This is a genomic window from Pontibacter sp. MBLB2868, assembly GCF_051904785.1.
In the GTDB taxonomy this organism is placed as follows: Bacteria; Bacteroidota; Bacteroidia; order Cytophagales; family Hymenobacteraceae; genus Pontibacter.
Window position 1 is genome coordinate 1,510,506 of record NZ_CP196710.1, and the last position, 25,980, is coordinate 1,536,485.

Annotated in this window: 22 protein-coding genes and 1 tRNA gene; 20 read left to right on the top strand and 3 right to left on the bottom strand. The window is 43.3% G+C overall.

Features of this window, described 5'->3' with window-relative positions; genetic code table 11:
- Nucleotides 1-171: 171 nt before the first annotated feature.
- Nucleotides 172-891 (top strand): pirin family protein, encoded by a 720-nt coding sequence (locus ACSX1A_RS06470; protein ID WP_439882807.1) that lies wholly within the window; start codon nucleotides 172-174, stop codon nucleotides 889-891.
- A 110-nt stretch (nucleotides 892-1,001) separates the two neighbouring features.
- On the opposite strand, the gene ACSX1A_RS06475 is transcribed toward ACSX1A_RS06470, so the two are convergent.
- A tRNA-Met gene (locus tag ACSX1A_RS06475) sits at nucleotides 1,002-1,075 on the bottom strand.
- Between the two features lie 135 nt (nucleotides 1,076-1,210).
- Between ACSX1A_RS06475 and ACSX1A_RS06480 the strand changes: the two genes are divergently transcribed.
- The 8 genes from ACSX1A_RS06480 to bshB1 all read left to right on the top strand — a co-directional run bounded on the left by ACSX1A_RS06480 (nucleotide 1,211) and on the right by bshB1 (nucleotide 9,842).
- Nucleotides 1,211-1,615, top strand: coding sequence for an START-like domain-containing protein (locus ACSX1A_RS06480; protein WP_439882808.1), 405 nt, complete (start codon nucleotides 1,211-1,213; stop codon nucleotides 1,613-1,615).
- A gap of 103 nt (nucleotides 1,616-1,718) precedes the next feature.
- Nucleotides 1,719-3,131: an LptF/LptG family permease gene (locus tag ACSX1A_RS06485; protein WP_439882809.1), complete on the top strand. Its 1,413-nt coding sequence runs from the start codon at nucleotides 1,719-1,721 to the stop codon at nucleotides 3,129-3,131.
- 116 nt (nucleotides 3,132-3,247) lie between these two features.
- Nucleotides 3,248-3,523: a 30S ribosomal protein S15 gene (gene rpsO, locus ACSX1A_RS06490; protein ID WP_377512222.1), complete on the top strand. Its 276-nt coding sequence runs from the start codon at nucleotides 3,248-3,250 to the stop codon at nucleotides 3,521-3,523.
- A 128-nt stretch (nucleotides 3,524-3,651) separates the two neighbouring features.
- A complete protein-coding gene (gene pnp / locus ACSX1A_RS06495) occupies nucleotides 3,652-5,790 on the top strand; it encodes a polyribonucleotide nucleotidyltransferase (protein WP_439882810.1) in 2,139 nt (712 codons plus the stop codon).
- Nucleotides 5,791-5,980: 190 nt separating this feature from the next.
- Nucleotides 5,981-6,844: a sigma-70 family RNA polymerase sigma factor gene (locus tag ACSX1A_RS06500; protein ID WP_007656436.1), complete on the top strand. Its 864-nt coding sequence runs from the start codon at nucleotides 5,981-5,983 to the stop codon at nucleotides 6,842-6,844.
- A 145-nt stretch (nucleotides 6,845-6,989) separates the two neighbouring features.
- Nucleotides 6,990-7,928, top strand: coding sequence for a thioredoxin-disulfide reductase (trxB, locus tag ACSX1A_RS06505; protein WP_439882811.1), 939 nt, complete (start codon nucleotides 6,990-6,992; stop codon nucleotides 7,926-7,928).
- 171 nt (nucleotides 7,929-8,099) lie between these two features.
- Nucleotides 8,100-9,107 (top strand): peptidoglycan DD-metalloendopeptidase family protein, encoded by a 1,008-nt coding sequence (locus ACSX1A_RS06510; RefSeq protein WP_439883539.1) that lies wholly within the window; start codon nucleotides 8,100-8,102, stop codon nucleotides 9,105-9,107.
- 15 nt (nucleotides 9,108-9,122) lie between these two features.
- Nucleotides 9,123-9,842: a bacillithiol biosynthesis deacetylase BshB1 gene (gene bshB1 / locus ACSX1A_RS06515; RefSeq protein ID WP_439882812.1), complete on the top strand. Its 720-nt coding sequence runs from the start codon at nucleotides 9,123-9,125 to the stop codon at nucleotides 9,840-9,842.
- A gap of 94 nt (nucleotides 9,843-9,936) precedes the next feature.
- Here the strand turns inward: bshB1 and accC are convergent, their stop codons facing one another.
- On the bottom strand, nucleotides 9,937-11,433 hold the full coding sequence (accC, locus tag ACSX1A_RS06520; RefSeq protein ID WP_439882813.1) for an acetyl-CoA carboxylase biotin carboxylase subunit: 1,497 nt from the start codon (nucleotides 11,431-11,433) through the stop codon (nucleotides 9,937-9,939).
- Between the two features lie 207 nt (nucleotides 11,434-11,640).
- Between accC and ACSX1A_RS06525 the strand changes: the two genes are divergently transcribed.
- Together ACSX1A_RS06525 and ACSX1A_RS06530 are read left to right on the top strand one after the other, a co-directional pair.
- Entirely contained in the window at nucleotides 11,641-12,879 is a 1,239-nt protein-coding gene (locus tag ACSX1A_RS06525) for an aminotransferase class I/II-fold pyridoxal phosphate-dependent enzyme (RefSeq protein WP_439882814.1), read from the top strand.
- 106 nt (nucleotides 12,880-12,985) lie between these two features.
- Entirely contained in the window at nucleotides 12,986-13,177 is a 192-nt protein-coding gene (locus tag ACSX1A_RS06530) for a histone H1 (RefSeq protein WP_377512200.1), read from the top strand.
- Nucleotides 13,178-13,255: 78 nt separating this feature from the next.
- Here ACSX1A_RS06530 and tyrS read toward each other — a convergent pair whose 3' ends face one another.
- Nucleotides 13,256-14,560 carry a tyrosine--tRNA ligase gene (gene tyrS, locus ACSX1A_RS06535; RefSeq protein ID WP_439882815.1) on the bottom strand — a complete coding sequence of 435 codons (1,305 nt, stop codon included), beginning with the start codon at nucleotides 14,558-14,560 and terminating at the stop codon, nucleotides 13,256-13,258.
- 96 nt (nucleotides 14,561-14,656) lie between these two features.
- Between tyrS and holA the strand changes: the two genes are divergently transcribed.
- The 9 genes from holA to trmB all read left to right on the top strand — a co-directional run bounded on the left by holA (nucleotide 14,657) and on the right by trmB (nucleotide 25,928).
- Nucleotides 14,657-15,703 (top strand): DNA polymerase III subunit delta, encoded by a 1,047-nt coding sequence (holA, locus tag ACSX1A_RS06540; protein WP_439882816.1) that lies wholly within the window; start codon nucleotides 14,657-14,659, stop codon nucleotides 15,701-15,703.
- Between the two features lie 201 nt (nucleotides 15,704-15,904).
- Nucleotides 15,905-19,054 (top strand): tetratricopeptide repeat protein, encoded by a 3,150-nt coding sequence (locus ACSX1A_RS06545; protein WP_439882817.1) that lies wholly within the window; start codon nucleotides 15,905-15,907, stop codon nucleotides 19,052-19,054.
- A gap of 42 nt (nucleotides 19,055-19,096) precedes the next feature.
- Nucleotides 19,097-20,785: a hypothetical protein gene (locus tag ACSX1A_RS06550; RefSeq protein WP_439882818.1), complete on the top strand. Its 1,689-nt coding sequence runs from the start codon at nucleotides 19,097-19,099 to the stop codon at nucleotides 20,783-20,785.
- Between the two features lie 5 nt (nucleotides 20,786-20,790).
- Nucleotides 20,791-21,936 (top strand): SPOR domain-containing protein, encoded by a 1,146-nt coding sequence (locus tag ACSX1A_RS06555; protein ID WP_439882819.1) that lies wholly within the window; start codon nucleotides 20,791-20,793, stop codon nucleotides 21,934-21,936.
- Nucleotide 21,937: 1 nt separating this feature from the next.
- Nucleotides 21,938-22,642: a MotA/TolQ/ExbB proton channel family protein gene (locus ACSX1A_RS06560; RefSeq protein ID WP_439882820.1), complete on the top strand. Its 705-nt coding sequence runs from the start codon at nucleotides 21,938-21,940 to the stop codon at nucleotides 22,640-22,642.
- Between the two features lie 2 nt (nucleotides 22,643-22,644).
- Nucleotides 22,645-23,040 carry an ExbD/TolR family protein gene (locus ACSX1A_RS06565; protein WP_439882821.1) on the top strand — a complete coding sequence of 132 codons (396 nt, stop codon included), beginning with the start codon at nucleotides 22,645-22,647 and terminating at the stop codon, nucleotides 23,038-23,040.
- A gap of 11 nt (nucleotides 23,041-23,051) precedes the next feature.
- Nucleotides 23,052-23,960, top strand: coding sequence for a hypothetical protein (locus ACSX1A_RS06570; protein WP_439882822.1), 909 nt, complete (start codon nucleotides 23,052-23,054; stop codon nucleotides 23,958-23,960).
- Nucleotides 23,961-23,975: 15 nt separating this feature from the next.
- The gene (locus ACSX1A_RS06575) at nucleotides 23,976-25,268 is read left to right on the top strand and encodes a bifunctional folylpolyglutamate synthase/dihydrofolate synthase (RefSeq protein WP_439882823.1); all 1,293 of its coding nucleotides are present in this window, start codon (nucleotides 23,976-23,978) and stop codon (nucleotides 25,266-25,268) included.
- Between the two features lie 3 nt (nucleotides 25,269-25,271).
- Nucleotides 25,272-25,928: a tRNA (guanosine(46)-N7)-methyltransferase TrmB gene (gene trmB / locus ACSX1A_RS06580; RefSeq protein WP_439882824.1), complete on the top strand. Its 657-nt coding sequence runs from the start codon at nucleotides 25,272-25,274 to the stop codon at nucleotides 25,926-25,928.
- The last annotated feature ends 52 nt before the right edge of the window (nucleotides 25,929-25,980 follow it).

The following is a 25,980-nucleotide window of genomic DNA, read 5'->3' on the forward strand; positions in this document are numbered from 1 at the left end:
ATTCCAGCATTCATCTAATTAAAGATCCTGCCTTAAGAAGCAGGATCTTTTTTATTTAACACCATTTTTGTTTTCTCTATCCAGGCGTTTTTTAACTAGAAGTGCAATTATCCGTAAAGCATAGCGATAAGTATATTTAACTAATTAAAGGAGTAATTTCAAATTCCCAAAATGATAAAACTTATAACTGCTTCAGAACGCCATCAGGCCAACGTAGGAGATTGGCTCTCCTCTCACTACCTGTTTTCCTTTGCGGATTATTATGACCCTGCAAATGTACAGTATGGGCCACTTCGGGTGTTCAATGATGACCATATGCAGGCAAAGTCGGAGTTACCGGCTCATCCCCATGCTGAGATGGAAGTACTGACCATTGTACTTGATGGGGAGATCATGCACAAAGACAGCTTAGGCAATGAAGAAAAGCTTCAGTCAGGACAGGTGCAGCGTATAACTGCAGGTACTGGTATAACGCATTCTTTGGTGAATGAGGGTGATCAGACTGCTCATTTTTACCAACTTTGGTTTTTGCCTAATAAAAAGGGACTGGCACCATCTTATGAATTAATGAAAATTGATTTCATGGATAATAAAGACCAACTGACTCCATTAGTTACAGGTCAGAAAGTTCTTGAAGATGTTGTTTTCATGAATTCAAATTCAACGGTGTATTTTGGTAACGTGAGTCAGGGTAAGGATATTGACTTTAAAACCTTCAAGATCAGAAAGACGCTGCTGTATGTTACAGAGGGAAGCCTATTAGTTAATAATATAGAGCTAGATAAAAACGATCAGATCAGGCTAGAGGACTTTGACATTATAAGTATACATGGCGCCGCCAATGCATCCTTTATTTTAATAGATGTACCCGCCTTGGAAGTTAATTATTAAGAATCTGTCTTTTGGCGGGTCTCTTTATTGAAAGAAATTGGAAGTCATCTTGAATAATAGAGAGGACTGGCAGCAATAAAAAAAGCTCCGGACTTTCATCCGGAGCTTTGTAGCGGGGAGCAGAATCGAACTGCCGACCTCAGGGTTATGAATCCTGCGCTCTAACCATCTGAGCTACCCCGCCGAATTGTGGTGCAAATATAGCTGTTTGTGTTTTAAATTTGCAAGTGTCTTCTCAAAAAAAAATATTTTATTTTTGAGATATATAAAGAATCAAAAATAAGTACTATCATTACTAAGACACTTACACATTCTTGTTATGACGAGAGCTACGAAGACTAAATTTGTTCGGGAATATCCGATCAATGCCTCAGCTAAGCTACTATACCCTTATTTAAGTACTGCCAGCGGATTGTCGCAATGGTTTAGTGACGATGTAATCGTTAATGAAGATAAGGTTTACAATTTTATTTGGGACGGGCGGAGCCATTTTGCTGAAATGACAGGCCACCGCGTTAATAAATCTGTTCGCTTTTTATTTTTAAATGATCAAAAAGGACATGAGCCGGATGCTTCCTACGTCGATTTTTCTATTGAATCGAGTGAGCTGACCCAGGAGCAATTTCTTAAGATAGTTGATTATACTGATGAGGACGATCAGGAAGAGCTGGAGGAGTTATGGGATAATCTGTTCCATAATTTGAAGGAAATAGTAGGAGGGTAGTTTCATTCCGGCTGCATCTGCTTATCTTTGCACGATTTTTGGAAACCATGTGTTACTGCAAAGGTAATCAGGCAACCATTGGCTAACTGCCGCACTGGCCCTCATGAAAAAACTAGATAAGCTAATACTTAAAGCCTTTTTAGGCCCGTTTGTACTCACATTTGCTATTGTAGAGTTCATTCTGCTTACACAATACATGCTGAAGTATCTCGACGAATTAGTTGGGAAAGATCTGGGGGCAGCTGTGTTTGGAGAGTTGCTATTTTATTTTAGCCTGAATATGGCACCCGTGGCCCTGCCACTGGCTGTCCTTTTATCCTCCTTGATGACCTTTGGGACATTGGGCGAGCACCACGAGTTAACGGCTATAAAAACCTCCGGTATCAACCTTACCCGCGTTTTGCGTCCCGCTTTCTTTTTTGTGGTACTGCTTACCATCGGGGCATTCTTTTTCAATAATATCATCGTTCCGAAGGCAAACTTGAAAGCCTATAGCCTTTTATGGGACATCCGGCAGAAGAAGCCAGCGATGAATTTTAAGGAGGGTGCCTTTTACAATGGCTTGCCAGGCTTCAGCATCAAGATCAATGAGAAGCTGAATGACGAGGGTGCCATGAAGGATATCATGATTTACGACCATTCCAAAGGTGGTTCCAATTCCAGGGTTATACTAGCTGACTCGGGCAGGATGTACACCGATTTCAACGATTCCTATTTAGTTATGGAGTTGTATGATGGGAATACTTACGTGGATGAGGCAGGAGGGGGCTTCCGTTCTTCAAACGATCAGTTTGTAAGGCAGGCATTCGATGAAAGCAAAATCATACTTAGTCTGGCTTCCTTTAATTTGGACCGTACCCGCGAGGAGTTGTTCTCTGATAACAAAATGATGAAGAATATTGCACAGCTTCACGTGGTAACAGATTCACTGCGTAGGTTTGGCAATCGTGATAAGCAGCTGTATGCACCTAACGTTGACCCTTTTTACATGTATTTCAAAGCAGATACTGGGCAGGTTAAAAATGGGATGCGAATATCTGACGTGAAGCTAAATAAGGAGCTGCAGCCAATCGATGCGGAAGTGCTTGCGATGGCTACAAATAAAGCAAGAAATATAAAAAGTTTTACCGGCAGCTATGTTGAGCGCATCAACACAACCCTACGGGACGCCAATAATTATGAGATCGAGATATGGCGTAAGTATACACAGTCAGTTGCCATTCTGATCATGTTCCTGATTGGGGCACCACTTGGCGCTATTATCAAAAAAGGAGGTTTAGGTGTACCGGTAATTATTTCTATCATCTTCTTTATCCTGTTATATGTAATGGCGATATTAGGTGAGAAGTGGGCCCGGGAGAGCCTTATACCTGTGGGAGTGGGTATGTGGGCCGCTAACCTCATCCTGTTACCCATAGGGTTCTTCTTCCTTAACCAGGCTCGCAATGATTCCAGCCTGCTGGAGATTGATTTCTGGCGGAAGTTGATGGCACGGTTACGCCGGAACAAGCTTTAAAAGCCAAAAAAGAAGTATAGCGAAAATATTTTTTATTAAGATATTTTTCATTAACTTTGCGGCTTATACAGCAGTCTTACGAACGAAAAAACACAGATTGATATTTATTATACGCAATGAAATTAACTACTGAAGCGAAACAAGAAATTTTTGAAAAGCATGGTCTGGCGAAGTCTAAGACTGACACAGGATCTCCAGAGGCACAGATTGCGCTTTTCACTACGCGCATTGCTGACCTAACAGAGCACCTGAAGGTTCACAGAAAAGACTTTTCAACTCGTTTAGGTCTTTTAAAGCTTGTAGGTAAGAGAAGAAGACTTCTGAATTACCTTCAGAAAAACAATATCGAGCGATACAGAGCGATTATTGCTGAGCTAGGTATCAGAAAATAAAACATTGATTTAGGGAATTCACTCAGGGGATTCCCTAATCTTTTTCCCCCCTTTCTCTTCCTCTTTGCCAGTACCGACAGCGGCCACAATGGGTAGTCCTGTCTTTTTTGATGTAAAAATAATTGAAGATGTCTTATAACGCGATAAACAAAACAATCCTTCTTCCGGATGGCCGGGAGATAACAATTGAAACTGGTAAATTAGCCAAGCAAGCGGACGGATCTGTAGTAGTAAAGATGGGTAATACCATGCTACTCGCCGCTGTTGTTTCTAACAAAGAAGCCCGTGAAGGTGTTGATTTCCTTCCGCTTTCTGTTGATTACCAGGAGAAATTTGCCTCTTCAGGTAAAATCCCTGGTGGCTTCCTGAAAAGAGAAGCAAGACTATCTGACTATGAAGTCCTTGTATCACGCCTGGTAGACCGTATTTTACGTCCTATCTTCCCGGAAGATTACCATGCGGAAACTCAAATGACCATTCACCTGATCTCTGCAGATACCGAGATCATGCCTGACGCACTTGCTGCGCTTGCTGCATCGGCTGCACTGGCAGTATCTGATATCCCATTCAACGGCCCTATCTCTGAAGTGCGCGTAGCACGTATTGATGGCCAGTTGATCATTAACCCAACCAGAACTGATTTGGAAAGAGCTGACATCGACCTGATGGTAGGTGCTTCTTATGACAGTGTTGCCATGGTTGAAGGTGAAATGAATGAAGTTTCTGAAGCAGAGATGCTGGAAGCTATTCAATTCGCTCACGAAGCAATTAAAGTACAGTGTAAAGCGCAAATGGAACTTACCGAACTGGTAGGTAAGCAGCAGAAGCGCGAGTACTCTCACGAAATACACGATGAAGAACTTCGTGCGAAAGTTCGTGAAGCTACTTACACGCAAACATATGAAGTTGCTAAAAGAGGAAGCGCAAACAAGGCAGATCGCAAAGAAGGTTTTGCAGCTGTACTTGATGCTTTCATAGCTTCTCTTGGTGAAGACCATACCTATGACATGGGACTGATCAAGACCTACTACCACGATGTGGAGAAGGAAGCAGTGCGTAATATGATCCTGAATGACAGAGTTCGTCTTGACGGACGTGCCCTGGATCAGATCCGCCCTATCTGGACAGAAGTAAATTACCTGCCAGCAACACACGGTTCCGCTATTTTTACACGTGGCGAAACACAGTCTTTAACAACTGTAACATTAGGTACTAAACTTGATGAACAGTTAATTGACAGTGCTATGGTATCCGGCACCAGCAAATTCCTGTTACATTATAACTTCCCTGCTTTTTCTACAGGTGAGGTAAGACCAAACAGAGGTCCTGGCCGTCGTGAAATCGGTCATGGTAACCTGGCACTCCGCGCACTTAAAAAAGTACTTCCTGCAGAATCAGAAAATCCATATACAATCCGTATTGTTTCTGATATCCTGGAGTCAAATGGTTCGTCTTCTATGGCAACTGTTTGTGCAGGTAGCTTAGCGTTGATGGATGCAGGTGTTCCTGTTAAAGGTGCTGTATCAGGTATAGCCATGGGTTTGATCACTGACGAGCAAACTGGCAAATTCGCTGTCCTTTCTGATATCTTAGGGGATGAAGATCACCTGGGCGATATGGACTTTAAAGTTGCCGGTACTAAAAACGGAATTACAGCTTGCCAGATGGACATTAAAGTGCAGGGATTATCGCATGAGATAATGACACAGGCACTTGAGCAGGCACATGCAGGCCGTATGCACATCCTTAATGAGATGAGCAAGACACTTGCTGAACCGAATGCTGATTATAAGCCTCACACGCCGCGTTCTTTCAACATTGTAATAGATAAAGAATTTATCGGTGCAGTGATCGGACCAGGTGGTAAAGTGATTCAGCAGATCCAGAAGGACACCGGAGCTACTATCATCATTGAAGAGAAAAACGAAAAAGGCCATGTAAATATCTTTGCCAGCAACCAGGAGGCAATGGACAGTGCGATCTCAAAGATCAAAGGCATTGTTGCCCAGCCTGAAATTGGTGAAGTATACATTGGTAAAGTTAAATCTATCCAACCTTACGGCGCATTCGTTGAATTTATGCCTGGTAAAGATGGTTTACTTCACATCTCTGAAATTAAGCATGAGCGCTTAGAGTCTATGGATGGAGTTCTTGAAATAGGCGAGGAGGTAAAGGTTAAACTTATCGATGTAGATAAGAAAACAGGTAAGTTCAAGCTTTCACGCAAAGCTATTCTTCCTAAGCCTGAAGCTTCACAGCAGCAATAATCACTGTTAATATTAAACTCTTGGTACCTGCCTAAATGGCTTTAAGGGCACCAAGAGTTTTTTATTTTTCAGGTTTGCACCTTACTCCTTGATTTTATTTCTAAGAAGTAAGAACTTTGCGCGGTTTTCTGATGTTAAGTCACCGAGCCAAATCAAATTTTAACAATTTTTGCAATAACATTATACTCTGATGAGACAACTCAAGATAAGCAAACAGATTACGAACCGTGAGAGCCAGTCCCTTGACAAATATTTACAGGAGATCGGTAAAGTAGATCTGCTTACTCCGGATGAAGAGGTGTCGCTGGCACAGAGAATCAAAGAAGGAGATCAGTTTGCACTTGAGAAGTTGACGAAAGCAAACCTGCGTTTCGTAGTATCGGTGGCTAAACAATATCAGAACCAGGGTCTGTCTTTAGGTGACCTTATAAATGAAGGTAACCTGGGACTTATCAAAGCAGCTAAGCGATTTGATGAAACACGTGGTTTCAAATTTATTTCGTATGCTGTTTGGTGGATCCGCCAGTCTATTCTGCAGGCTTTAGCTGAGCAGTCGCGTATTGTGCGTCTTCCACTTAACCGAGTAGGTTCTTTGAACAAGATTTCTAAATCTTTCTCTGAGCTTGAACAAAAGTTCGAGCGTGAACCATCACCTGAAGAAATTGCCGAAGTATTGGAGCTAACAACTGCTGAAGTAGTTGATACGCTTAAAATCTCAGGCCGACACGTTTCTGTTGACGCACCTTTTGTACAGGGTGAGGAAAACCGACTGCTGGACGTACTTGAAAACGAAGATGAAGAGTCGCCAGACACTGGCTTAATGAATGATTCACTTCGTAAAGAAGTACAGCGTGCGCTATCTACCTTGACAAAGCGTGAAGCTGATGTGATCACTTTATACTTTGGTTTAAACGGTGAGCACTCCCTGACTTTAGAAGAAATCGGTGAGAAGTTTAACCTGACGCGCGAACGTGTGCGGCAGATCAAAGAAAAAGCCATCCGTAGACTTCGTCATACATCAAGAAGCAAAGCATTGAAACCGTATTTAGGTTAATTCAAACTACTATAGTAAAAAAGCCCTGGCATAGCTGTCAGGGCTTTTTTATTTTTTCAACCTGTCATTTTGCATTGCTCCATGCAGGCAGAGGCTGAGATTTTTTGTATACTTGCACCCAAGTTTCTATCAGCAAACAGATACAATGGAAATAGAAAAAGTAAAATGCCTTATTATCGGTTCAGGACCTGCTGGCTATACAGCTGCTATTTATGCATCCAGAGCCGGGCTTAACCCCATTCTTTATCAGGGCCTCCAGCCTGGTGGCCAGCTTACCATAACAAATGATGTAGAAAATTATCCTGGTTATCCTGACGGAGTTATGGGTCCGGAGATGATGGAGGACTTTAAGAAACAAGCAGAGCGTTTTGGCACTGATGTACGCTATGGTATAGCTACAGCCGTGGACTTTTCGTCACAACCACACAAAGTTACCATCGATGATCAAAAAGTGATCGAAGCGCATACTGTGATCATTTCTACAGGTGCATCTGCAAAATGGCTGGGTCTTGATTCTGAGTCCCGCTTAAATGGTAGTGGTGTTTCTGCATGCGCTGTCTGCGACGGCTTTTTCTACCGTGGCCAGGATGTAGCCATAGTTGGTGCCGGTGATACAGCTGCTGAGGAGGCGACATACTTATCGAACCTGTGCAACAAAGTATACATGCTGGTACGTCGCGACGAAATGCGTGCCTCCACCATCATGCAGGAGCGTGTGAAAAATACCAAAAATATAGAAGTTCTTTGGAATACCTCTACAGATGAGATTCTGGGTGAACATACTGTAGAAGGCGTCAGGGTTAAAAATACGATCACAAATGAAACACGCGAGATAGCAGTTAAAGGCTTTTTCGTGGCAATTGGCCATCAGCCGAACTCCGACATCTTTAAAGATTACCTGAACCTGGATGAAAATGGTTACATCCGTACGATTCCGGGTACTTCTAAAACAAATATTGATGGCGTTTTTGCCTGCGGCGATGTACAGGATTTCACATACCGGCAGGCTGTAACTGCTGCCGGATCAGGCTGTATGGCTGCATTGGATGCAGAGCGCTACCTGGCTTCGCGTAATTTGCACTAATTTTTAAAGCATAAACGCTTCAGTATGCACTTTTTTAAGTATAGCCATGTTGGAGAATTTATAATAAAATGGCGCTGAAGTAGTTTAACATGCGATATACTTATTGCAGCTTAGCCAAAGTTGATACTCATGTCACAATTTAAGTTACCCTTATTTTGGGTTCTTTTTTTAATGTGTTTTGTGTGGGGCACACCAAATGCCCAGGCACAAAGCAAAGTAAAGGACCTTTTTAAAGTAAAGTCTCCTAAGATACAGTATGTTAGGCCAGACACAACCATTCTGATCAAGTATGACGAGTTTCCGGATGAAAACTCTGATGCCGATCAGTCGATCTTTTTTAATCCCAAGAAAGAACTCTCAATTGTCAGCGAAGACACCTCCGAGCTCGACCTGGGGGAGCAGCATATCGTGGAGATGTCTGAAGAGGTGCTGGTAGATTCATCGTGGGTTAAAATTGCAGGATACTACGCTATTTGGGATACGCGCAATATCAACCCCTACAGAATGGATGGCCGTCAGCTGAAAGATACGGTAGATATTAAACTCTACGACCCTCGTCATAATCGTAATTACAAGATGCCTCTCACCGAAACACCTATCACCAGCCACTTTGGGGCTCGTGGGGGGCGCTGGCACTACGGTACAGATATAGACCTCACGACGGGTGACTCTATCTTTGCTGCTTTTGATGGTGTTGTACGCATCAACAAGTGGGATGGCGGTGGATATGGCAACTACATCGTTGTGCGCCACTACAATGGCCTGGAGACCTTATACGGCCACATGAGTAAAGCTATCGCAGAACCGGGTACGTTTGTTAAGTCAGGAGATCTTATTGGTTTAGGAGGTAACACCGGACGAAGCTCCGGGTCTCATCTTCATTATGAAGTACGCTATCAGGGAAATCCAATTGATCCGGAGAACATGTATGATTTCCCGGACTACTTACTAAAAGGCGAAAACTTTGTAATTACGTCAGCGCTGTTTAATTACTCAAACCGTGCCAGGTCTGGCAGCGTTAGTAGTGGCAGAAGGACAGCTTATCATACTGTAAGGAGCGGAGATACATTATCAGGAATTGGTAAAAAGTATGGCGTTTCTGCCAGCCAGATAGCTAAATTAAATGGCATTAGCACACGAAGCACACTGAGAGTTGGGAAAAAGCTACGTGTACGATAATCGATAGATAAAACTATGAAATTAGATATACTTGCATTTGCCTCTCACCCGGATGATATCGAATTAGGATGTTCCGGTACGCTGATAGCTCATATTGAGGCGGGCAAAAAAGTTGGGATCGTAGATCTGACCAGAGGAGAGTTGGGTACTCGGGGAACTCCGGAGCTGCGGTTGCAGGAGTCTGAAGCTGCCTCAAAGGTAATGGGTTTACATGCCAGGGAGAACCTGGGTTTTGCGGATGGTTTTTTATTGAATGACAGGGAACATCAACTGAAGGTCATAGAAATGATTCGCAAGTATAAGCCTACCATCATTATCATGAATGCAGTTCATGACCGCCATCCTGATCATGGGCGCGGTTCTGAGTTAGTGTCAGAGTCTTGCTTTAAATCAGGACTCAGGATGATAAGAACTACTGATGAAAAAGGAGAGGAGCAGGAAGCCTGGAGGCCAAAGGCAGTTTATCATTACATTCAGGACCGCTTGATAACACCGGATCTTGTTGTTGATGTAACAGGACACTGGGATAAGAAAATGGAAACAATTCGTGCTTTTAAATCCCAGTTTTACAATCCAGACGACTCAAGCCCAAACACCTATATTTCTTCCCCTGAGTTTTTAGAGTTTATTGAAGCCCGTGCAAAAGAAATGGGCCATTCTATAGGGGTAACTTATGGAGAAGGGTTCACGAAAGAGAGAAATATTGGTATCAAGAGTTTCTTTGATCTGATTTAATTCAAATACCCATAAAACAAAAGCAGGCACTCTATATTGAGCGCCTGCTTTTGTTTTATGGGTAACCTAAACCGGAGTATTGGTTTAGCAACCTCTAGGTCCTGTTTTTCCGCCAGTTAGAGCCCTGTGCATTTTGTTTGTTAATGTTGGCTTCAACGGCGGGTTTCTTATTGTTTACAAGCATAGCTGCCAAAACAACCGCGACTTCCTCAGCGCCATCAGACAATTGCTGCTGCAGCACATCCGGATTAAAGTAACGCTCTATAAACTTCGTGTCAAAATTGCCGCTCACGAACGCTTCGTGCTGAAGAACATACTTACCGAATGGTAAAGTAGTCTCTATGCCTGTGATCTGATACTCGTCGATTGCACGCAACATCTTATCAATTGCTTCCTCTCTGTCTTTCCCGAAAGTAACCAGTTTAGCGATCATCGGATCATAGTATATAGGAATGTCCATGCCCTGTTCAAAGCCATCATCAACGCGAACCCCTAAACCCTGCGGTCTCTTATACGTTTCCAATCGACCAATATCAGGAAGGAAATTATTGGCAGGATCTTCAGCATAAACCCTTAGCTCTAAGGCATGTCCGTAAATTTCAAGGTCTTCCTGCTTAAAGCGTAATGGATTTCCTTCTGCAATTAAGATCTGCTCTTTTACCAGGTCTAGCCCGGTTATTTGCTCTGTTACAGGATGCTCAACCTGTAAACGGGTATTCATTTCAAGGAAGTAAAAGTTGAGATTTTCATCTACCAGGAACTCAACGGTGCCAGCTCCTACATAATCGCAGGCTTTCGCAACATTAACGGCACAGCGTCCCATTTCATCCCGTAAGGCAGGAGTGAGAATAGAAGAAGGTGCTTCTTCTATAACTTTCTGATGACGACGCTGTATCGAGCATTCACGCTCAAATAGATGCACAATATTTCCGTGTGTATCACCTAAAACCTGTATTTCGATGTGGCGGGGGGAACCGATATATTTTTCAATAAACACGGATCCGTCTCCAAAGGCAGATGTAGCCTCGCTAACAGCTAACTGCATCTGCTCTTCAAACACATGAACATTTTCAACAACACGCATCCCTTTGCCACCACCACCGGCGCTGGCTTTGATCAAAATAGGGAAACCAACCTGGCTGGCAATTTCCTTGGCAGCTTCCACATCCGTGATAGCTTCTTCCGTACCTGGCACCATTGGAATGTTATACTTCGCTACAGCAGCTTTGGCAGCCAGTTTGCTACCCATCAGCTCAATTGCCTCCGGTGAAGGACCTATAAAGACAATACCTGCCTCTTTTACCTTTTTAGCAAATTCAGCATTCTCTGACAAGAAACCATAGCCAGGGTGTACAGCGTCAACATGAAGCTTCTTACAAACATCGATGATTACATCCCCACGCAGGTATGATTCATTGGATTTGGGTCCGCCAACACAAACAGCTTCATCGGCAAATCGTACGTGAAGGGCATTTCTGTCTGCCTCGCTATAAATAGCAACCGTTTTGATTCCCATTTCTTTTGCTGTGCGCATTACCCTAAGGGCGATCTCACCTCTGTTTGCTACAAGTAACTTGTTTATTTTTCTCATGCAGGTGCTTTATTTATCAAAGTTCAAAGAAACAGCTTTGAGACCAAAGTTAAAAGATGTATGTTTAAAAAGGTTCGTGCGATATAGCATATTGATTGTATATGTATCATTAAAAGCATAAATTTGCGTTGCTTTGTGCCTTAGCGTATATATAGGGTAAAAGCTTAGAAAAACAGAAATTATCCCGATAACTAAATTATTACACAAGTGGATTTATTCGAAAAGTTGTTGACCAACAGAGGTCCATTAGGAAGCCACTCTCACTATGCACATGGCTACTTTACATTTCCAAAGCTAGAGGGGGAGATTGCGCCACGCATGAAGTTCAGAGGCAAGGAAGTGCTGACCTGGAGCTTAAACAACTATCTTGGCCTGGCCAATCATCCTGAAGTTCGTAAAGCGGATGCAGAAGCAGCAGCGGATTGGGGTATGGCTGCCCCAATGGGCGCACGTATCATGTCTGGTAATACGAACCTTCACGAGCAGTTAGAAGCTGAACTGTCTGAATTCGTTAAAAAACCTGATACGCTGTTACTCAACTTTGGGTACCAGGGCGTACTATCTATTATCGATGCCTTAGTTGACCGTCATGATGTAATTGTATACGACGCAGAGTCTCATGCATGTATCATTGATGGTTTGCGCTTGCACCAGGGCAAACGTTTTGTATATGCGCACAACGATATGGAAAGCCTTGAGAAGCAGCTTGAGCGTGCAGCGCGCTGGGTTGAAAATACAGGTGGTGCCATTCTTGTGATCACGGAGGGTGTTTTTGGTATGTCGGGTAACATCGGCAGCCTGGACAAAGTGGTTGCTTTGAAGGATAAATTTAACTTCCGTTTGTTTGTAGATGATGCGCACGGTTTTGGAACGATGGGAGAGACAGGTGCCGGTACAGGTGAGTTCCTTGGTTGCCAAGATGGGATTGACGTATACTTCTCTACTTTTGCCAAGTCAATGGCTAGCATCGGCGCGTTTGTTTCTTCTAACGAGCAGGTAGTAGAGTATCTTCGCTATAACATGCGTTCGCAGATCTTTGCGAAGTCACTTCCGATGCCTTTAGTAGTAGGAGCCCTGAAGCGCCTAGAGCTGCTTCGTACTAAACCTGAGCTAAAAGATAAGCTTTGGGAGGTAGTAAATGCCCTACAGACTGGCCTGCGCGAAAAAGGCTTTAATATCGGTACAACACAATCTCCGGTTACACCAGTATTCCTGAATGGCCAGATTCCGGATGCAACCCAGTTAACCCTTGACCTTCGTGAGAACTACAGTATCTTCTGCTCAATCGTTGTGTATCCGGTAGTGCCTAAAGATGTTATCATGCTACGTCTTATCCCTACTGCAGCGCATACGTTGTCGGATGTGGAAGAGACAATTTCAGCGTTTGAGAAAATAGCACAAAAATTGGACAAAGGCTTGTACGCAAGTCCTGCAGTTACCGCTTAATTGGCTTAAAAGGCATATATTAAATTTTCTTAATTTTTGCTTGTTTGTAACAAATGTGTATATTGGAGCAGTAAAAACAATTGTTTCACTATAACAAATAGCTACAATGAACAATAACTTTAACAAATTGAGAGACCTAGTAATGTCGTTAGAATCTGATTTCGAAAAGTTCTACGATAAAGGTAACGCTGCCGCTGGTACTCGTGTACGTAAGGGTATGCAGGACCTTAAAAACATGGCACAGGACATCCGTAAGGAAGTTCAGGACATGAAAAACAGCACTGCTGAGAAAAAATAAGCTCCAGACAGACTGAAAGAAATAAAAAAGGTGACCTGTATAGGTCACCTTTTTTATTTATAAGAAACTGTAAATCAGCTACTTTACAGAAACCAGGTAGTAGTTTTTCTTCCCTTTCTGCACAACAAGGTATTTTTTCTGTAGCAATTCAAAATTAATTGCGTCATCAGGCCCCTGTACCTTTTGCCTATTTATACTTACACCACCATTCTTGATCATACGCTTAGCTTCACCCTTCGAATCGAATATTTGTCCGCTGGTTACATCAGATAAAAGATCTGAAACGTTACCCGCCTCCTGGTAGCTGCTTTGGCTGATCTCAATCTGTGGCACACCTTCGAAAACTGAAAGCAAAACATCCTCTTTTAGGCCCTTCAGGGTCTCCAGATCACCTTTACCAAATAAAATTTCTGAAGCATCTACAGCAGAAAGATAATCTTCTTCAGAGTGTACCCGAATTGTAACATCTTTAGCTAAGGCTTTCTGTAAAATGCGCAAATGCGGGGCTTGTTTGTGCTCTTCAATCAGGCGTTCAATCTCATCTTGAGGAAGTAATGTAAATACCTTGATCAGCTTTTCAGCCTCTTCGTCGGAAAGGTTAAGCCAGAACTGGTAAAACTTATATGGTGACGTAAGTGCAGCATCTAACCATACATTGCCACCCTCTGACTTTCCAAATTTAGTACCATCAGCTTTTGTTACCAGTTTGCCTACTAAGGCATATGCTTTTCCTCCGTCTATGCGACGGATAAGCTCGGTACCAGTGGTAATATTACCCCACTGATCAGAGGCCCCCATCTGCAGGCTTACTCCTTTGTTCTTATATAAATGATAGAAGTCGTAGCCCTGAATCAGCTGATAGGAGAACTCAGTAAATGATAAACCTTCAGCACGATCACCCTCTTCGTCGGCACTGATCCGTTTCTTAACAGAATCTTTCGCCATCATGTAGTTTACTGTAAGGTGCTTGCCAACTTCGCGCAGAAATCCAAGGAAGCTAAACTCTTTAAACCAATCGTAGTTGTTCACTATCTCAGCTGAGTTGGCTCCGCAATCAAAATCCAGGAACTTCTCCAGTTGCTTTCGTATGCCTTCCTGGTTTGCGCGTAGTGTCTCCTCATCAAGCAGGTTTCTTTCAGCCGATTTCCCAGATGGATCACCTATCATGCCGGTAGCACCTCCTACCAAAGCAAAAGGCTTATGGCCGGCACGCTGTAACTGCACCAGTAGCATTATGGTTGCCAGGTTACCAATATGCAGCGAGGTAGCGGTTGGGTCAAAGCCAATATAGCCGGATGTCATACCAGAGGCCAGTTTTTCTTCTGTTCCAGGCATGAAGTCGTGAAGCATGCCTCTCCATCTTAATTCTTCTATTAAATTCATGTAGATCTAATTCGTGTATCAAGGCAAATATAAAAAAGATATACCTTAACTTTCCCGCCTATACTTTAAATTTGTGTACGCACTAATTTTACCTTTATGTCGCACACACCCGAAGCAATTCTCGAACAGCTAAAGCAAAAGCAATTTGCGCCTGTTTATTTTCTGCAGGGCGAAGAGTCTTTTTACATTGATGCCATAGCAGATTATATTGAAGATAATGCTTTACAGGAGCACGAGAAAGGCTTTAACCAGGTAGTTCTTTATGGCAAAGATGTAGATGTGTCAACAATACTGCTACAGGCAAAGCGTTTCCCGATGATGTCTGAAAAATCGGTTGTGATCGTTAAAGAGGCCCAAAGCATACAGGACATTGAGAAGGAGGAGGGTATGAAGCAACTGGAGGCTTATCTTCAACGGCCACTGACCTCAACGATACTTGTGTTCTGCTACAAGCACAAAACGCTCGACGGCCGTAAAGCACTCGCTAAAGCTGTCACAAAACATGCTGTTCTTGTAACTACTAAAAAACTTTACGACAACCAGGTACCTGCCTGGGTTAACAGTTACCTGAAACAAAAAGGTGTAAAAGCAACTCAGCAAGCAGTTCTGTTGCTGAGCGAATATATTGGCTCTGATCTTTCAAGGCTGGCAAATGAAATTGACAAACTACTTATTAATCAAAAGCCCGGAGCCACAATTGATGAGCGCGTTGTGCAGGAGAACGTAGGGATCAGTAAGGAATATAATATTTTTGAACTGCAGGCGGCTATCATCGCGCGGGATGCTCTCAAAGCCAACCGTATCATACATTATTTCGAAGCAAACCCGAAGAATAATCCACTGATCCCCAATTTGTCCATGCTATTTAACTTCTTCACGAAATTGCTGTCATTGCATATGCAGCAGGATAAATCAGAGCAGGGGTTAAGGAAGAGTTTGGGCAGCCAGGGCTGGAAAGTAAAGGATTATGTGCTGGCTATGCGGGTCTATCCGTTGCAGCGTTGTGCAGACATTATCCATTTTGTGAGGGTAGCAGACCTGCAGGTAAAAGGGATAACAGGAGGCGATATGTCTGATGCTGATATATTACGCGAGTTGATCTTTAAAATACTGCATCCGGTTCCGCGGACTGTTACCACATAACCGAATCTTTATTTTTATGCGGATACAATAACACATCATTTTCCCCATTATATAGATGTTAATCTATATACCATGAGGGGCAATTATAGCAGAAAACTGCAAAACGGGGCCTGCGCTTTTTAAAATTTATTTAACTTTGAAAAAGGTACCTTCTGCTATAACCGTTAAGAATGGGTTTGCAGCACGAATGTACCTCTATCAATGGAACGAAATAACCTGACTCTCCCTATGGGTGATAATAAACGTATGAAATTAGCTTATAAGATAGCCATTGCCTCAGTTTTGGCTGGTGGGTCGCATGTGGTAGTTGCACAGCACACGCAGGCTTTTACTGCCAATGAGAGATTCTATCATGAAGGCCTTGAGTTGTTTGACCGGGCCAAGTATGGTCCGGCGCAGGAGGCCTTTAAGAAATATATAGAGCTTATCGGAGATAATGCCAGAACTGCCGATGCCCGCTTTTACTATGCATTGAGTGGCCTGTACCTGCTTCACCCTGATGCTGAGCAGCTGATCCTGGATTTTGTAAAAAAATATCCTACGCATCCGAAAACGGCCTTAGCTAACTATGAACTGGGTTTATATTATTTCGAGCAGAAAGACTATAAAAAAGCGGTCGAACTTTTAAAGCTTGCTCCAACACATTTGCTTAGCATTAAGCAGAATAAGGAGCTTGAGTTCAAGTTGGGCTACTCATACTTTGCAATAAAGGATTTCGATAACGCTAAGATCTATTTCGACAAAAATAAAACAACTGGATTCCGCGAGGATGAGCATCGTTTCGGGTATGCATCCAGCTACTACGCCGGCTATATCGCTTATCGTAAAGGTGACTATGCCAGTGCAAAAGCTGATCTGAAAGTTGCCGAGAAGAATGAAGCTTACGCCAACATTGTTCCTTATATGATCACGGAGATCCTGTATAAGGAAAATGATATTTATGAAGTGATCCGGTATGGGGAGGCAGCTTTAGCCAAGAAACCGGCCGTGCAGCAGTCAGATGAGATCGCTTTGCTTGTAGGTGATGCTTATTACCAGAAAGCTGATTATAAAACTGCTGAAAAGTACTTCAGTAAGTATGCAGAAGGCAAGCGTTCCCTTGATCCTGTTGTGCAGTATAAGATCGCGTTTACCGATTTTAAGAACAACAACTATAAGAATGCCATTGCCAATTTTAAGGAAGTGGCACTTAAAAAGGATGCTCTTGGTCAGAATGCCGCTTACTACCTGGGTTTAAGTTATTTAAAGGAGAATAATAAACAGTTTGCTTTAACTGCTTTTGATCAGGCACGCAAAAACGACAAAGATAAAGACGTAACAGAAGCAGCTACGATAAAATATGCCCAGGTAAATTATGAGTTGGGGAATTTTAAAGAGGTGATCAACTCACTGGCAGAGTTCCATAAAAATTACCCTGACTCAGACCAGGCTGAAGAAGTAGACAAAATCTTAAGTGAGGCCTATTTCAGTTCCAATAACTATGTTGATGCGATCCGCCATATTGAAAGTATGGAGAAGAAGACCTGGCGCATCCTGCAGACCTACCAGCGGGTAACGTATTACCATGCCGTAAACCTGTTTAATGATGCCAAGTTTGCCCAGGCTGTAGCCATGCTGGATAAGTCGTTGCAGTACCCGTACGACAAGGATGTTACAGCAGCAAGTCACTTTGTAAAAGGAGAGGCCTATTCTATCGGTCAGCGGTACGACGACGCGATCACCAGCTATGGTGCCGTTTTCCGTACTTCTCCAAATGCAAAAGAAGACTATTATACTAAATCGAGGTATGGTATAGGGTATGCCTATTATAATACCAAGGATTATGATAAAGCCATGACTCATTTCAAGGCTTATCTTGATGCGATCAAACCAAGCAACCCGAACTATAACGATGCCACTCTTCGACTGGCTGATACTTATTATGTAAACAAGCGGTATAATGAAGCGCTGACACTTTATGAGCGGGTAGTAGCTTCCAGTTCACCGGACCGCGACTACGCCCTATTCCAAAAAGGGGTGATCAATAGCATTATAGGGCGTAACGATAAGGCAGTGCAGGCGCTGCAGGAGGTTATAGCTAAATTCCCAAGCTCTCGTTACATCGACGATGCGCAGTACCAGCGTGCCTTGATCGACTTTGAAGCAGGAAATTACCAGGCAGCTGTAACCGGCTTCACTACGTTGATCAACAATATGCCTGAAAGCAAACTGGTGCCTTATGCACTACAGAAGCGAGGTATTGCGTATGCTAACCTGAAGCAAAATGATAAAGCCATTGCAGATCAGCAACGTGTACTAAACGAGTTCCCAAATTCCAAAGTAGCCAGTGGAGCACTCTACAGCTTACAGGAAGTACTCGGCTCGGAGAACCGCACGAATGAATTTGACAATTACCTGAATAAATACAAAACAGCAAACCCGGATGACAGTGCTCTGGAAAGCATTGAATTCAACTCTGCTAAGAATCTGTATTTCAGTCAGAATTATGAGCAGGCTATACCTAAGTTTGAAGGTTATATTCAGGCATACCCAAAGAGTAAGTTCGTGCCGGATGCCAAATATTTTGTGGCTGATTCATACCTGCGCATCAACAATGTGCCGGAAGGGTTAAAACGCATGAAGCTGGTGATCGCTGAAAACAAATCAGAATTCGTAAACCGTGCGATACAGCGCGTAGCTGATCTGGAGTTTGAAGCTAAGAATTATAACGAGGCTATCAAGTTCTACTCTCGCCTGCGCGACTTAGCAACTAACCGTAAAGAACAGCAAACAGCTTTAACAGGCTTAATGCAGAGCTATTACCGCATCAATGATTATGAATCAACCAAGCGAGTAGCCAATGAGCTGATCAGCCAGGGCAATGCAGCCCTGAATGCGTATAACTCCGCACTGTTGTTCAGAGCTAAAGCAACCTATGCACAGGGTAACCTGGACCAGGCACTAAAAGAACTTCGTGAAACTACCCAGACGGCAACGGATGTGAATGGGGCAGAAGCGCATTACCTGATTGCTGAAATACTGTACAAACAGAAAAAGTATAAGGAGTCTCTGGACTTTGCTTTCAGCTTTAACACGAAGTATTCTAATTACGATTACTGGTTAGGTAAAACATTCCTGATCATCGCAGACAATTATGTAGCTCAAAATGAGCTGTTCCAGGCTAAAGCTACGTTAAACTCCATCATTCAAAATGCTCCGAACAAAGAGATAGTAGCTGAAGCAAAGCAAAAATTAGCAAAACTTGAAGGTAAGGCAACACAGGATGAGACGCAGCAACAGCAGCAGAATCTGCTGCCAGCTACAGACTCGACAGACCAGTTGCCGGCAAACGACTCAACTGATCAGCAGTAACAGGTTCGTATTATCTGATTGTTTTTAAACAGAATCATCACCATGAGAAATAAATTAAAATTAGCCTCACTTGCCATTGTTTTTTCTGTTGGGTACAGTTACATGAACCAGGCTATGGCACAGACACAGGGGTGGGGCGAAGGGGCCAAACTGGAAGATACCGAAATTGTGGTAGAGAAGAACCGTGTGATAGAGTTACCACAAGCTGCCCGGAATTTCGAGAAGTTCAGAATTCCACCTCCCGAGACCGGTGACAGAAATGTGCGTTACCGTTTTGTGGATTACCGTTTGCCTTCGCAAGACATTAACCTGCAGTTAAAAGTACTTACTATCAAGCAGGATGAACTAACAAAACTGTATGGCAACTACCTGAAAGCAGGCCTGGGGAACTACGGTAGCTTATACCTGAAAGGTTACTTTCATAATAAACGCAGTGATGTCGCTGATTTCGGAGCAGTTGTAAGCCAAATCTCCTCAGCTCGTGGGCCGGTAGATAAAAGTAATTCTGCTGTATCGAATAGTTCGATAAGTGCTCATGGAGAGCGCTATTTAAAAGGCGCTACTTTTGGCGGCAGCTTAGCTTATGGCCGTGATAAGTATAATTTCTACGGCTATGCACCGTCTCTGGAGCAGGAAATTGAAAAGGACTCTATAAAGCAGGTGTTTAACAGGATCTCTGCAGAGGCTTTTCTTCACAATCAAACATCAGGTTCACCCTTTCTTTATAAGACGGACATAAGGTTTAATTACTTGAATGACCGATATGATATGAGTGAGGCTAACTTTGCTGTCGGTTTCAAGAGCGATTATGCGATTGATGATGTATCAGCTTTCAAAGTTGATGCCGATGTGTCGCTTATATCCCAGAATGATTCTTCTAGTGTTAGCCGTAACTTTGTAAAAATTCACCCTGCTTATCAAAGGCAGCTGAATGCATTGCGACTTACTTTTGGTGCGACAGTAGCTTATACAAGTGATGAGGTAAATGATGCAAGAAAGTTAAACGTGTATCCTGATATTCGATTGGGTGTTGAACCAATAAAGGATAACCTTTTGATTTATGCAGGTTTAGGTGGCGATCTTGAAAGAGTTTCTTTATATAATCTTACACGTGAAAACCCTTGGCTGTCTCCTAATGTGCAGGTGGCTGACGTAAATAAAGGCCTGGAAATATATGGCGGCTTTCAAGCCAACATTGCGAACTATGTACATCTTACGGGGCGTGTCGCATACCAGAATTTCCGCAATTTATACTTCTACAACAACGCAGCCGATGACTCAACTAAGTTTGACCTGATTTATGATGATGGTCTTACAAATATTTTAAATTTTTATGCGGAGGCTTCCTTCAATTATTCGGATGAGATTCGGTTGGGTTTAAAGGCTGATTATAACAGCTATGACCTTGCTACCCTCGAGCAACCGTTTCATCGCCCGGAGCTGATGGCCAGCGTTTTCGGTACCTATAACTTCTACGATAAGATTCTCTTTAACTCAGAACTTTATTATATTGGGAGTTCATTTGGCCGTATCACCCGTCCTGATGGTTCAACAGTGCTTCGGGAAACCGACACCATTGTGGACCTCAACCTGAAGGCTGACTACAAATTCACAAATAATTTTACGATTTTTGTGATGGCTAATAATATACTTGGAAAGAAATACGAAAGGTTTGTAAATTACCCAAGTAAAAGCATAAACCTGTTAGGTGGTGTTACTTACTCATTTTAATGCCTATGGTAGAAACGCACATTAAGTCACTGCTGTATGACCACGACTGCGTCATCATCCCTGAGTTTGGGGGACTGATCACGCGTTATGTGTCTGCCCGTATCAACCCGGTAAAGCATACGCTTACGCCTCCGTCCAAAAAGATCGCCTTTAACGAGAAACTTGTTTTAAACGATGGCTTGCTGATCAGCACCATCGCTTATCGTAACAATGTTTCAAAAGAGGTGGCTCAAAGGATGGTTACCGAATTTGTGCACCAGGCAAAAGCTACCCTACATACCGAAAGCAAATTTGAGCTGCGTGATGTTGGGGTATTCAGGTATAACCAGGAGCGGAAGCTGGAGTTTGAGTATGTAGCAGCTGATAACATGCTGGAAGCAAGCTTTGGTTTGCCGGATCTTGTGGCAAGGCCGATCAGGATAGAAGAGCCTGCTGTTTTGCGAACACTTCTGAAAGAGCGTCAGCAGGAGCCGGTTCATGTAAAGCAACCGCTTCGTAAGCGCCTGAAGCGCGCCTATAATGTGGCTGCCGGCTTAGCATTAACAGGTCTTACAATGTCAGCGTTATACTTTCTTTCATTACAGACGGACTATAACCTGAGTAGCTTAAACCCGATCATGCTTGTCAGCTCCGGTTTTAATACAACGACTGCTGTTACCGCTGATAAATACACCAGCGACTATGTGCCGTTTACGGAGGAGGAGCGCTATGCAAACTATCAGGCAATACTACCTGTAGCAGCAGAAACAAACACTGTTGAGGCCGAGTTGGCAACAGAAGAGGAAGAATACTCTCCTGAAGCAAGTGAAACTTTAGCTGACAGTGTGCAACAACCAATAAATGAAGTTGTTGCAAACAGCAACGATATTGCAGAAACAAGCTCAGTAACAAATGAGCCTGTCCTGACAATTAAAGGCAAGACCGGACGTTTTTATATCATCACGGGAGGTTACTCTACCGAGGAGAATGCTGGAATAAGCCGTGCTGCAATACGACAGGAAGGGCATGACTCTAAGGTTTTGTTACCTGGTAAAGGCAGCAAACTCTTCCGCGTGTCTGTTGCGGATTTTGAAACAGCAGAAGAGGCGCATGCCGCCCTGGCCAACTTTAGAAAATCATTCGGAGAAACTATTTGGGTATTTAACTATTAAAATGACTTCACTCTTATTACAAATCACTACTACTCCTGTTGACACAGCAACTGCTTTGGTTGACGGGGCAGAGGCTGCTGACACGTCAGTATCTCTATTTGACCTTGCTGTTAACGGAGGCTGGGCTATGTACCCGCTCGCGCTGCTCTCCTTAGCCGCCATCTATATTTTTGTGGAGCGTTACCTTACCTTAAAGAAAGCAGCAAAGAATCCGGAAGGTTTCAATGACAGGATCAAGAGCATGGTATTAGCCGGCGATATTAATGGAGCTAAAATGCTCTGCGCTCAGGCCAACACACCAATTTCCAGGATGATATCGAAAGGCGTATCCAGAATCGGTAGCCCTTTGAAAAACATAGAGACTTCTATCGAGAACGTAGGCAAAATTGAGATCAGCCGCCTGGAGCGCAATTTGTCTGCTTTGGCAACGATTGCAGGTGCTGCGCCAATGCTTGGCTTTTTGGGTACTGTTACCGGTATGATTGGAGCTTTTATCGCAATTGCACAGGCAGAAGGTTCCGTAAGCCCGAAACTTTTGTCAAGCGGTATCTATGAGGCGATGGTAACAACGGCAACCGGATTGATCATTGGACTACCGGCCTATGTTGGGTATAACTACCTGGTATCTAAAATTGATAGCATTGTGCACTCCATGGAGTATTCATCTATCGAATTCCTTGATCTGTTACAAGAACCACAACTGTAAGAATGAATCTTCGCTCTAAAAACAGGATTAACCCCGAGTTCAGTATGTCGTCTATGACGGACATTATTTTCCTGTTGCTTATATTTTTTATGCTTACCTCTAATTTTGTTACACCTTCTGGTTTGCCGGTTAGCCTGCCCAGCAGTAAATCATCTGACATTACCATGCAGAAGATTAGTGTAACGATTACAGATGACTTAAAGTATTACTTGAACGAAAAACCCATTGCGTTAGAGGAGATCGAGCCACAACTCACATCTCTACTGCAAGGATCAGAAGAAGGAGCAGTGGTGTTGCACGTAGACAAAAGCGTACCTGTCGAGTACCTGGTAAAGGTAGCTGGTATTGCTAAAAGCCTGAATGCAAGTGTAACGCTGGCCACTGTGCCAACCGAATAAGATTAGCCAGAATGTCTATAGCCCTAACACCCCAGGAAGAAAAGAATAAGCGCATCGCAGCCGGTGTAAGTATCGGCGTGCACGTGCTTATACTGCTGTTCCTGATTTACATGCTGGCCTGGCGCGCGCCTGATCCTCCTGCTCCAGAATATGGTATCGAATTAAATTTTGGTATGGATGCTGTAGGAAGCGGGGATGTACAGACTAAGGCTATTGCCAATGATTCTAAAAACAGAGAGGATAGCAAACCAGCTCCGACTCAGCCGGACCCTTTGCCTGAGCCGCAACCTGTTAATCAACCTACACCGCCTTCACAGCCTGTAGAAACGCCGAAAGTAGTTACTACCACCGCTGATGCACCAGTATCGGTGAAGGAAGTAGTAAAACCACAACCAAAGCCACAGCCGACTAAAGAGGTTACCAAACAACCTGCTAAGGAAACGCCTAAAGAAGAGGTGGTGAAAAAGGAGCCTGAGAAACCAAGATCTTTGTATCCCGGAAATCCATCCAATAACTCCGGAACTGGCAAGAGTGGTAGTTCTGACACACCTACTGGCAACAATAATGGAGATGACACCGGAAAAGTAGGTGATAAAGGTGATCCGGATGGTAAAGTGGACGCAAAATCTTTGTATGGCAAAGCAGGAGGCGGAAATGACGGATTGGATATGCCTGGATGGCGCTTTGATATTAAACCGCAGAAAGACCCTTATGCAAATGAGTCTGGTATTGTCCGGTTTAAAATAAAGGTAGACTCTGACGGAAATGTTACAAGTGCTGATGTGATAGAATCTACTGTTTCTCCTCATGTTGTAAACTGGTACAAAGATCAATTATTCACAAAAGCTTCATTGGTGCGCACAGGAACCGGATCAGCTGGAGCATCCGGTGTGGTTACGTTTGTTATCCGTTCACGCTAACACTTTTTTTGATTAATGACCTATCAAGAGTGCCTTGATTACCTATACCAGCAATTGCCGATGTTTCAACGCATCGGCAATGCTGCTTTTAAGAAGAGCCTGGATAATATCATTGCTCTATGCGATGCACTTGGGCAGCCACAGCTTAAATTCAAATCCATACATGTAGCAGGCACAAATGGAAAGGGCAGTAGCTCGCATATGCTTGCCTCTGTTTTACAGCAAGCCGGATATAAAACCGGACTCTATACTTCCCCACACCTAAAATCATTCACTGAACGTGTCCGCATAAATGGTCAGGAGCTTCCGCAGGACTACCTCATTGCCTTTGTAGAAAAACATAAGGGACTTTTTGAAAGTATAAGACCTTCTTTCTTTGAGATGACTGTGGCACTTGCTTTTAAGTATTTTGCAGATGAACGTGTCGATATAGCAGTTATTGAAGTCGGTTTAGGCGGCCGCTTAGATTCTACCAACATTATCACACCCGAGGTATCACTGATCACCAATATAGGATTTGATCATCAGAGTATGCTGGGTGATACTATAGGGGCCATTGCCTCTGAGAAAGCAGGCATCATTAAGCCGGGAGTTCCAGCCGTTATCAGTACCAAACAAGCTGAGGCGCAAGAAGTATTTGTGGCTAAAGCAGCCCAAGTAGCAGCCCCTTTATACTTTGCTCAAGATAATTTCCGGTTAGTGCTAAAGGAAGGAAACCTTGAAGGGCAGGTTTTCCAGGTTTATAAGGAAGATACTTTGTACCTTCAGGACCTTGAGATTGACCTGGCAGGACATTATCAGTTATACAATTTGCCGGGCGTGCTTCAGGTGATTGAGTTGCTGCAGGAAAAAGGTTATACTATACCTGAGTCCGCGCTTCGAAGTGGCTTAGCACACACCAAAGCTACGACTGGATTGAAAGGGCGTTGGCAGGTATTGCAACAATCGCCACTCACGATCTGCGACACAGGTCATAACATTGACGGCATCAGGCAGATCATTTCACAATTAGAAGCCCTGCAGCCAAAGCGGGTGCACCTGGTTTTTGGCGTTGTTAATGATAAGGATATTGCACCTGTCCTGAAACTGCTACCCAAAAACTATGTTTATTATTTCTGCCAGGCGGCCATACCACGTGCCTTGCCTGTTAATGAATTATATGAAAAAGCTGTTGCCGCAGGATTAGCAGGTGAAGCATACGCCACGGTGGCAGAAGCCATAACGGCGGCAAAAGCAAATGCGGCTCCTGATGAGGTAATATTTATAGGAGGTAGTACCTTTGTGGTTGCCGAGATAGAAGATTTATAAGTAATGGGAAGATCTAAACTACAAAAATTCGCTGCAATTGCAGAATGTGATAACGTTATTCAGGAAGGTGATGAACTGTATGGCAATATTGCCGGTAAGTGGCATCAAGTTCAGTTTGATAATAATAACCCTATTGTTTTAGAAGTGGGATGCGGCCGGGGAGAGTACACCATTGGCATGGCAAGGTTGCATCCGGAAAAGAACTTTATTGGTACCGATATCAAAGGAGCCAGGATCTGGAAAGGTAGTTCCATGGCAATTGAGGAGGAGCTAAACAACGTAGCTTTCCTGCGCACCTATATCGAACGTATCGAAGAGCAGTTTGAGGAGCATGAAATTGATGAGATTTGGATAACTTTCCCGGATCCGCGTCCAAAAGACCGCGATATCAAGAAAAGGCTTACTTCACCTGGGTTCCTGGATAAATACACTAAAATACTGAAGCCCGGAGGGATCATCCATCTTAAAACAGATAACCTTGGTTTGTACGAATATTCCCTGGAGGTATTACAAGAACGTAAGGTTGATGATCTTATTTATACTTCTGATCTCTACAGTTCTGATCTGCAGGATCATACAATGGGTATCTATACGACATATGAAAAGCGGTACCTCGCTGAAGGGGTTCCGATCAAATACCTTCAATTTAAAGTGCGCTAAAGCGTTTTAAATCAATTTAAACTAAGAGGGCCTGCCGAATTATTTTCAGCAG

Bases quoted from the DNA above. Each gene is read 5' to 3' on its own strand.
- ACSX1A_RS06470 (WP_439882807.1), top strand. From the start codon at position 172: ATGATAAAACTTATAACTGCTTCAGAACGCCATCAGGCCAACGTAGGA.
- ACSX1A_RS06480 (WP_439882808.1), top strand. From the start codon at position 1,211: ATGACGAGAGCTACGAAGACTAAATTTGTTCGGGAATATCCGATCAAT.
- ACSX1A_RS06485 (WP_439882809.1), top strand. From the start codon at position 1,719: ATGAAAAAACTAGATAAGCTAATACTTAAAGCCTTTTTAGGCCCGTTT.
- rpsO (WP_377512222.1), top strand. From the start codon at position 3,248: ATGAAATTAACTACTGAAGCGAAACAAGAAATTTTTGAAAAGCATGGT.
- pnp (WP_439882810.1), top strand. From the start codon at position 3,652: ATGTCTTATAACGCGATAAACAAAACAATCCTTCTTCCGGATGGCCGG.
- ACSX1A_RS06500 (WP_007656436.1), top strand. From the start codon at position 5,981: ATGAGACAACTCAAGATAAGCAAACAGATTACGAACCGTGAGAGCCAG.
- trxB (WP_439882811.1), top strand. From the start codon at position 6,990: ATGGAAATAGAAAAAGTAAAATGCCTTATTATCGGTTCAGGACCTGCT.
- ACSX1A_RS06510 (WP_439883539.1), top strand. From the start codon at position 8,100: ATGTGTTTTGTGTGGGGCACACCAAATGCCCAGGCACAAAGCAAAGTA.
- bshB1 (WP_439882812.1), top strand. From the start codon at position 9,123: ATGAAATTAGATATACTTGCATTTGCCTCTCACCCGGATGATATCGAA.
- accC (WP_439882813.1), bottom strand. From the start codon at position 11,433: ATGAGAAAAATAAACAAGTTACTTGTAGCAAACAGAGGTGAGATCGCC.
- ACSX1A_RS06530 (WP_377512200.1), top strand. From the start codon at position 12,986: ATGAACAATAACTTTAACAAATTGAGAGACCTAGTAATGTCGTTAGAA.
- tyrS (WP_439882815.1), bottom strand. From the start codon at position 14,560: ATGAATTTAATAGAAGAATTAAGATGGAGAGGCATGCTTCACGACTTC.
- holA (WP_439882816.1), top strand. From the start codon at position 14,657: ATGTCGCACACACCCGAAGCAATTCTCGAACAGCTAAAGCAAAAGCAA.
- ACSX1A_RS06545 (WP_439882817.1), top strand. From the start codon at position 15,905: ATGGAACGAAATAACCTGACTCTCCCTATGGGTGATAATAAACGTATG.
- ACSX1A_RS06550 (WP_439882818.1), top strand. From the start codon at position 19,097: ATGAGAAATAAATTAAAATTAGCCTCACTTGCCATTGTTTTTTCTGTT.
- ACSX1A_RS06555 (WP_439882819.1), top strand. From the start codon at position 20,791: ATGGTAGAAACGCACATTAAGTCACTGCTGTATGACCACGACTGCGTC.
- ACSX1A_RS06560 (WP_439882820.1), top strand. From the start codon at position 21,938: ATGACTTCACTCTTATTACAAATCACTACTACTCCTGTTGACACAGCA.
- ACSX1A_RS06565 (WP_439882821.1), top strand. From the start codon at position 22,645: ATGAATCTTCGCTCTAAAAACAGGATTAACCCCGAGTTCAGTATGTCG.
- ACSX1A_RS06570 (WP_439882822.1), top strand. From the start codon at position 23,052: ATGTCTATAGCCCTAACACCCCAGGAAGAAAAGAATAAGCGCATCGCA.
- ACSX1A_RS06575 (WP_439882823.1), top strand. From the start codon at position 23,976: ATGACCTATCAAGAGTGCCTTGATTACCTATACCAGCAATTGCCGATG.
- trmB (WP_439882824.1), top strand. From the start codon at position 25,272: ATGGGAAGATCTAAACTACAAAAATTCGCTGCAATTGCAGAATGTGAT.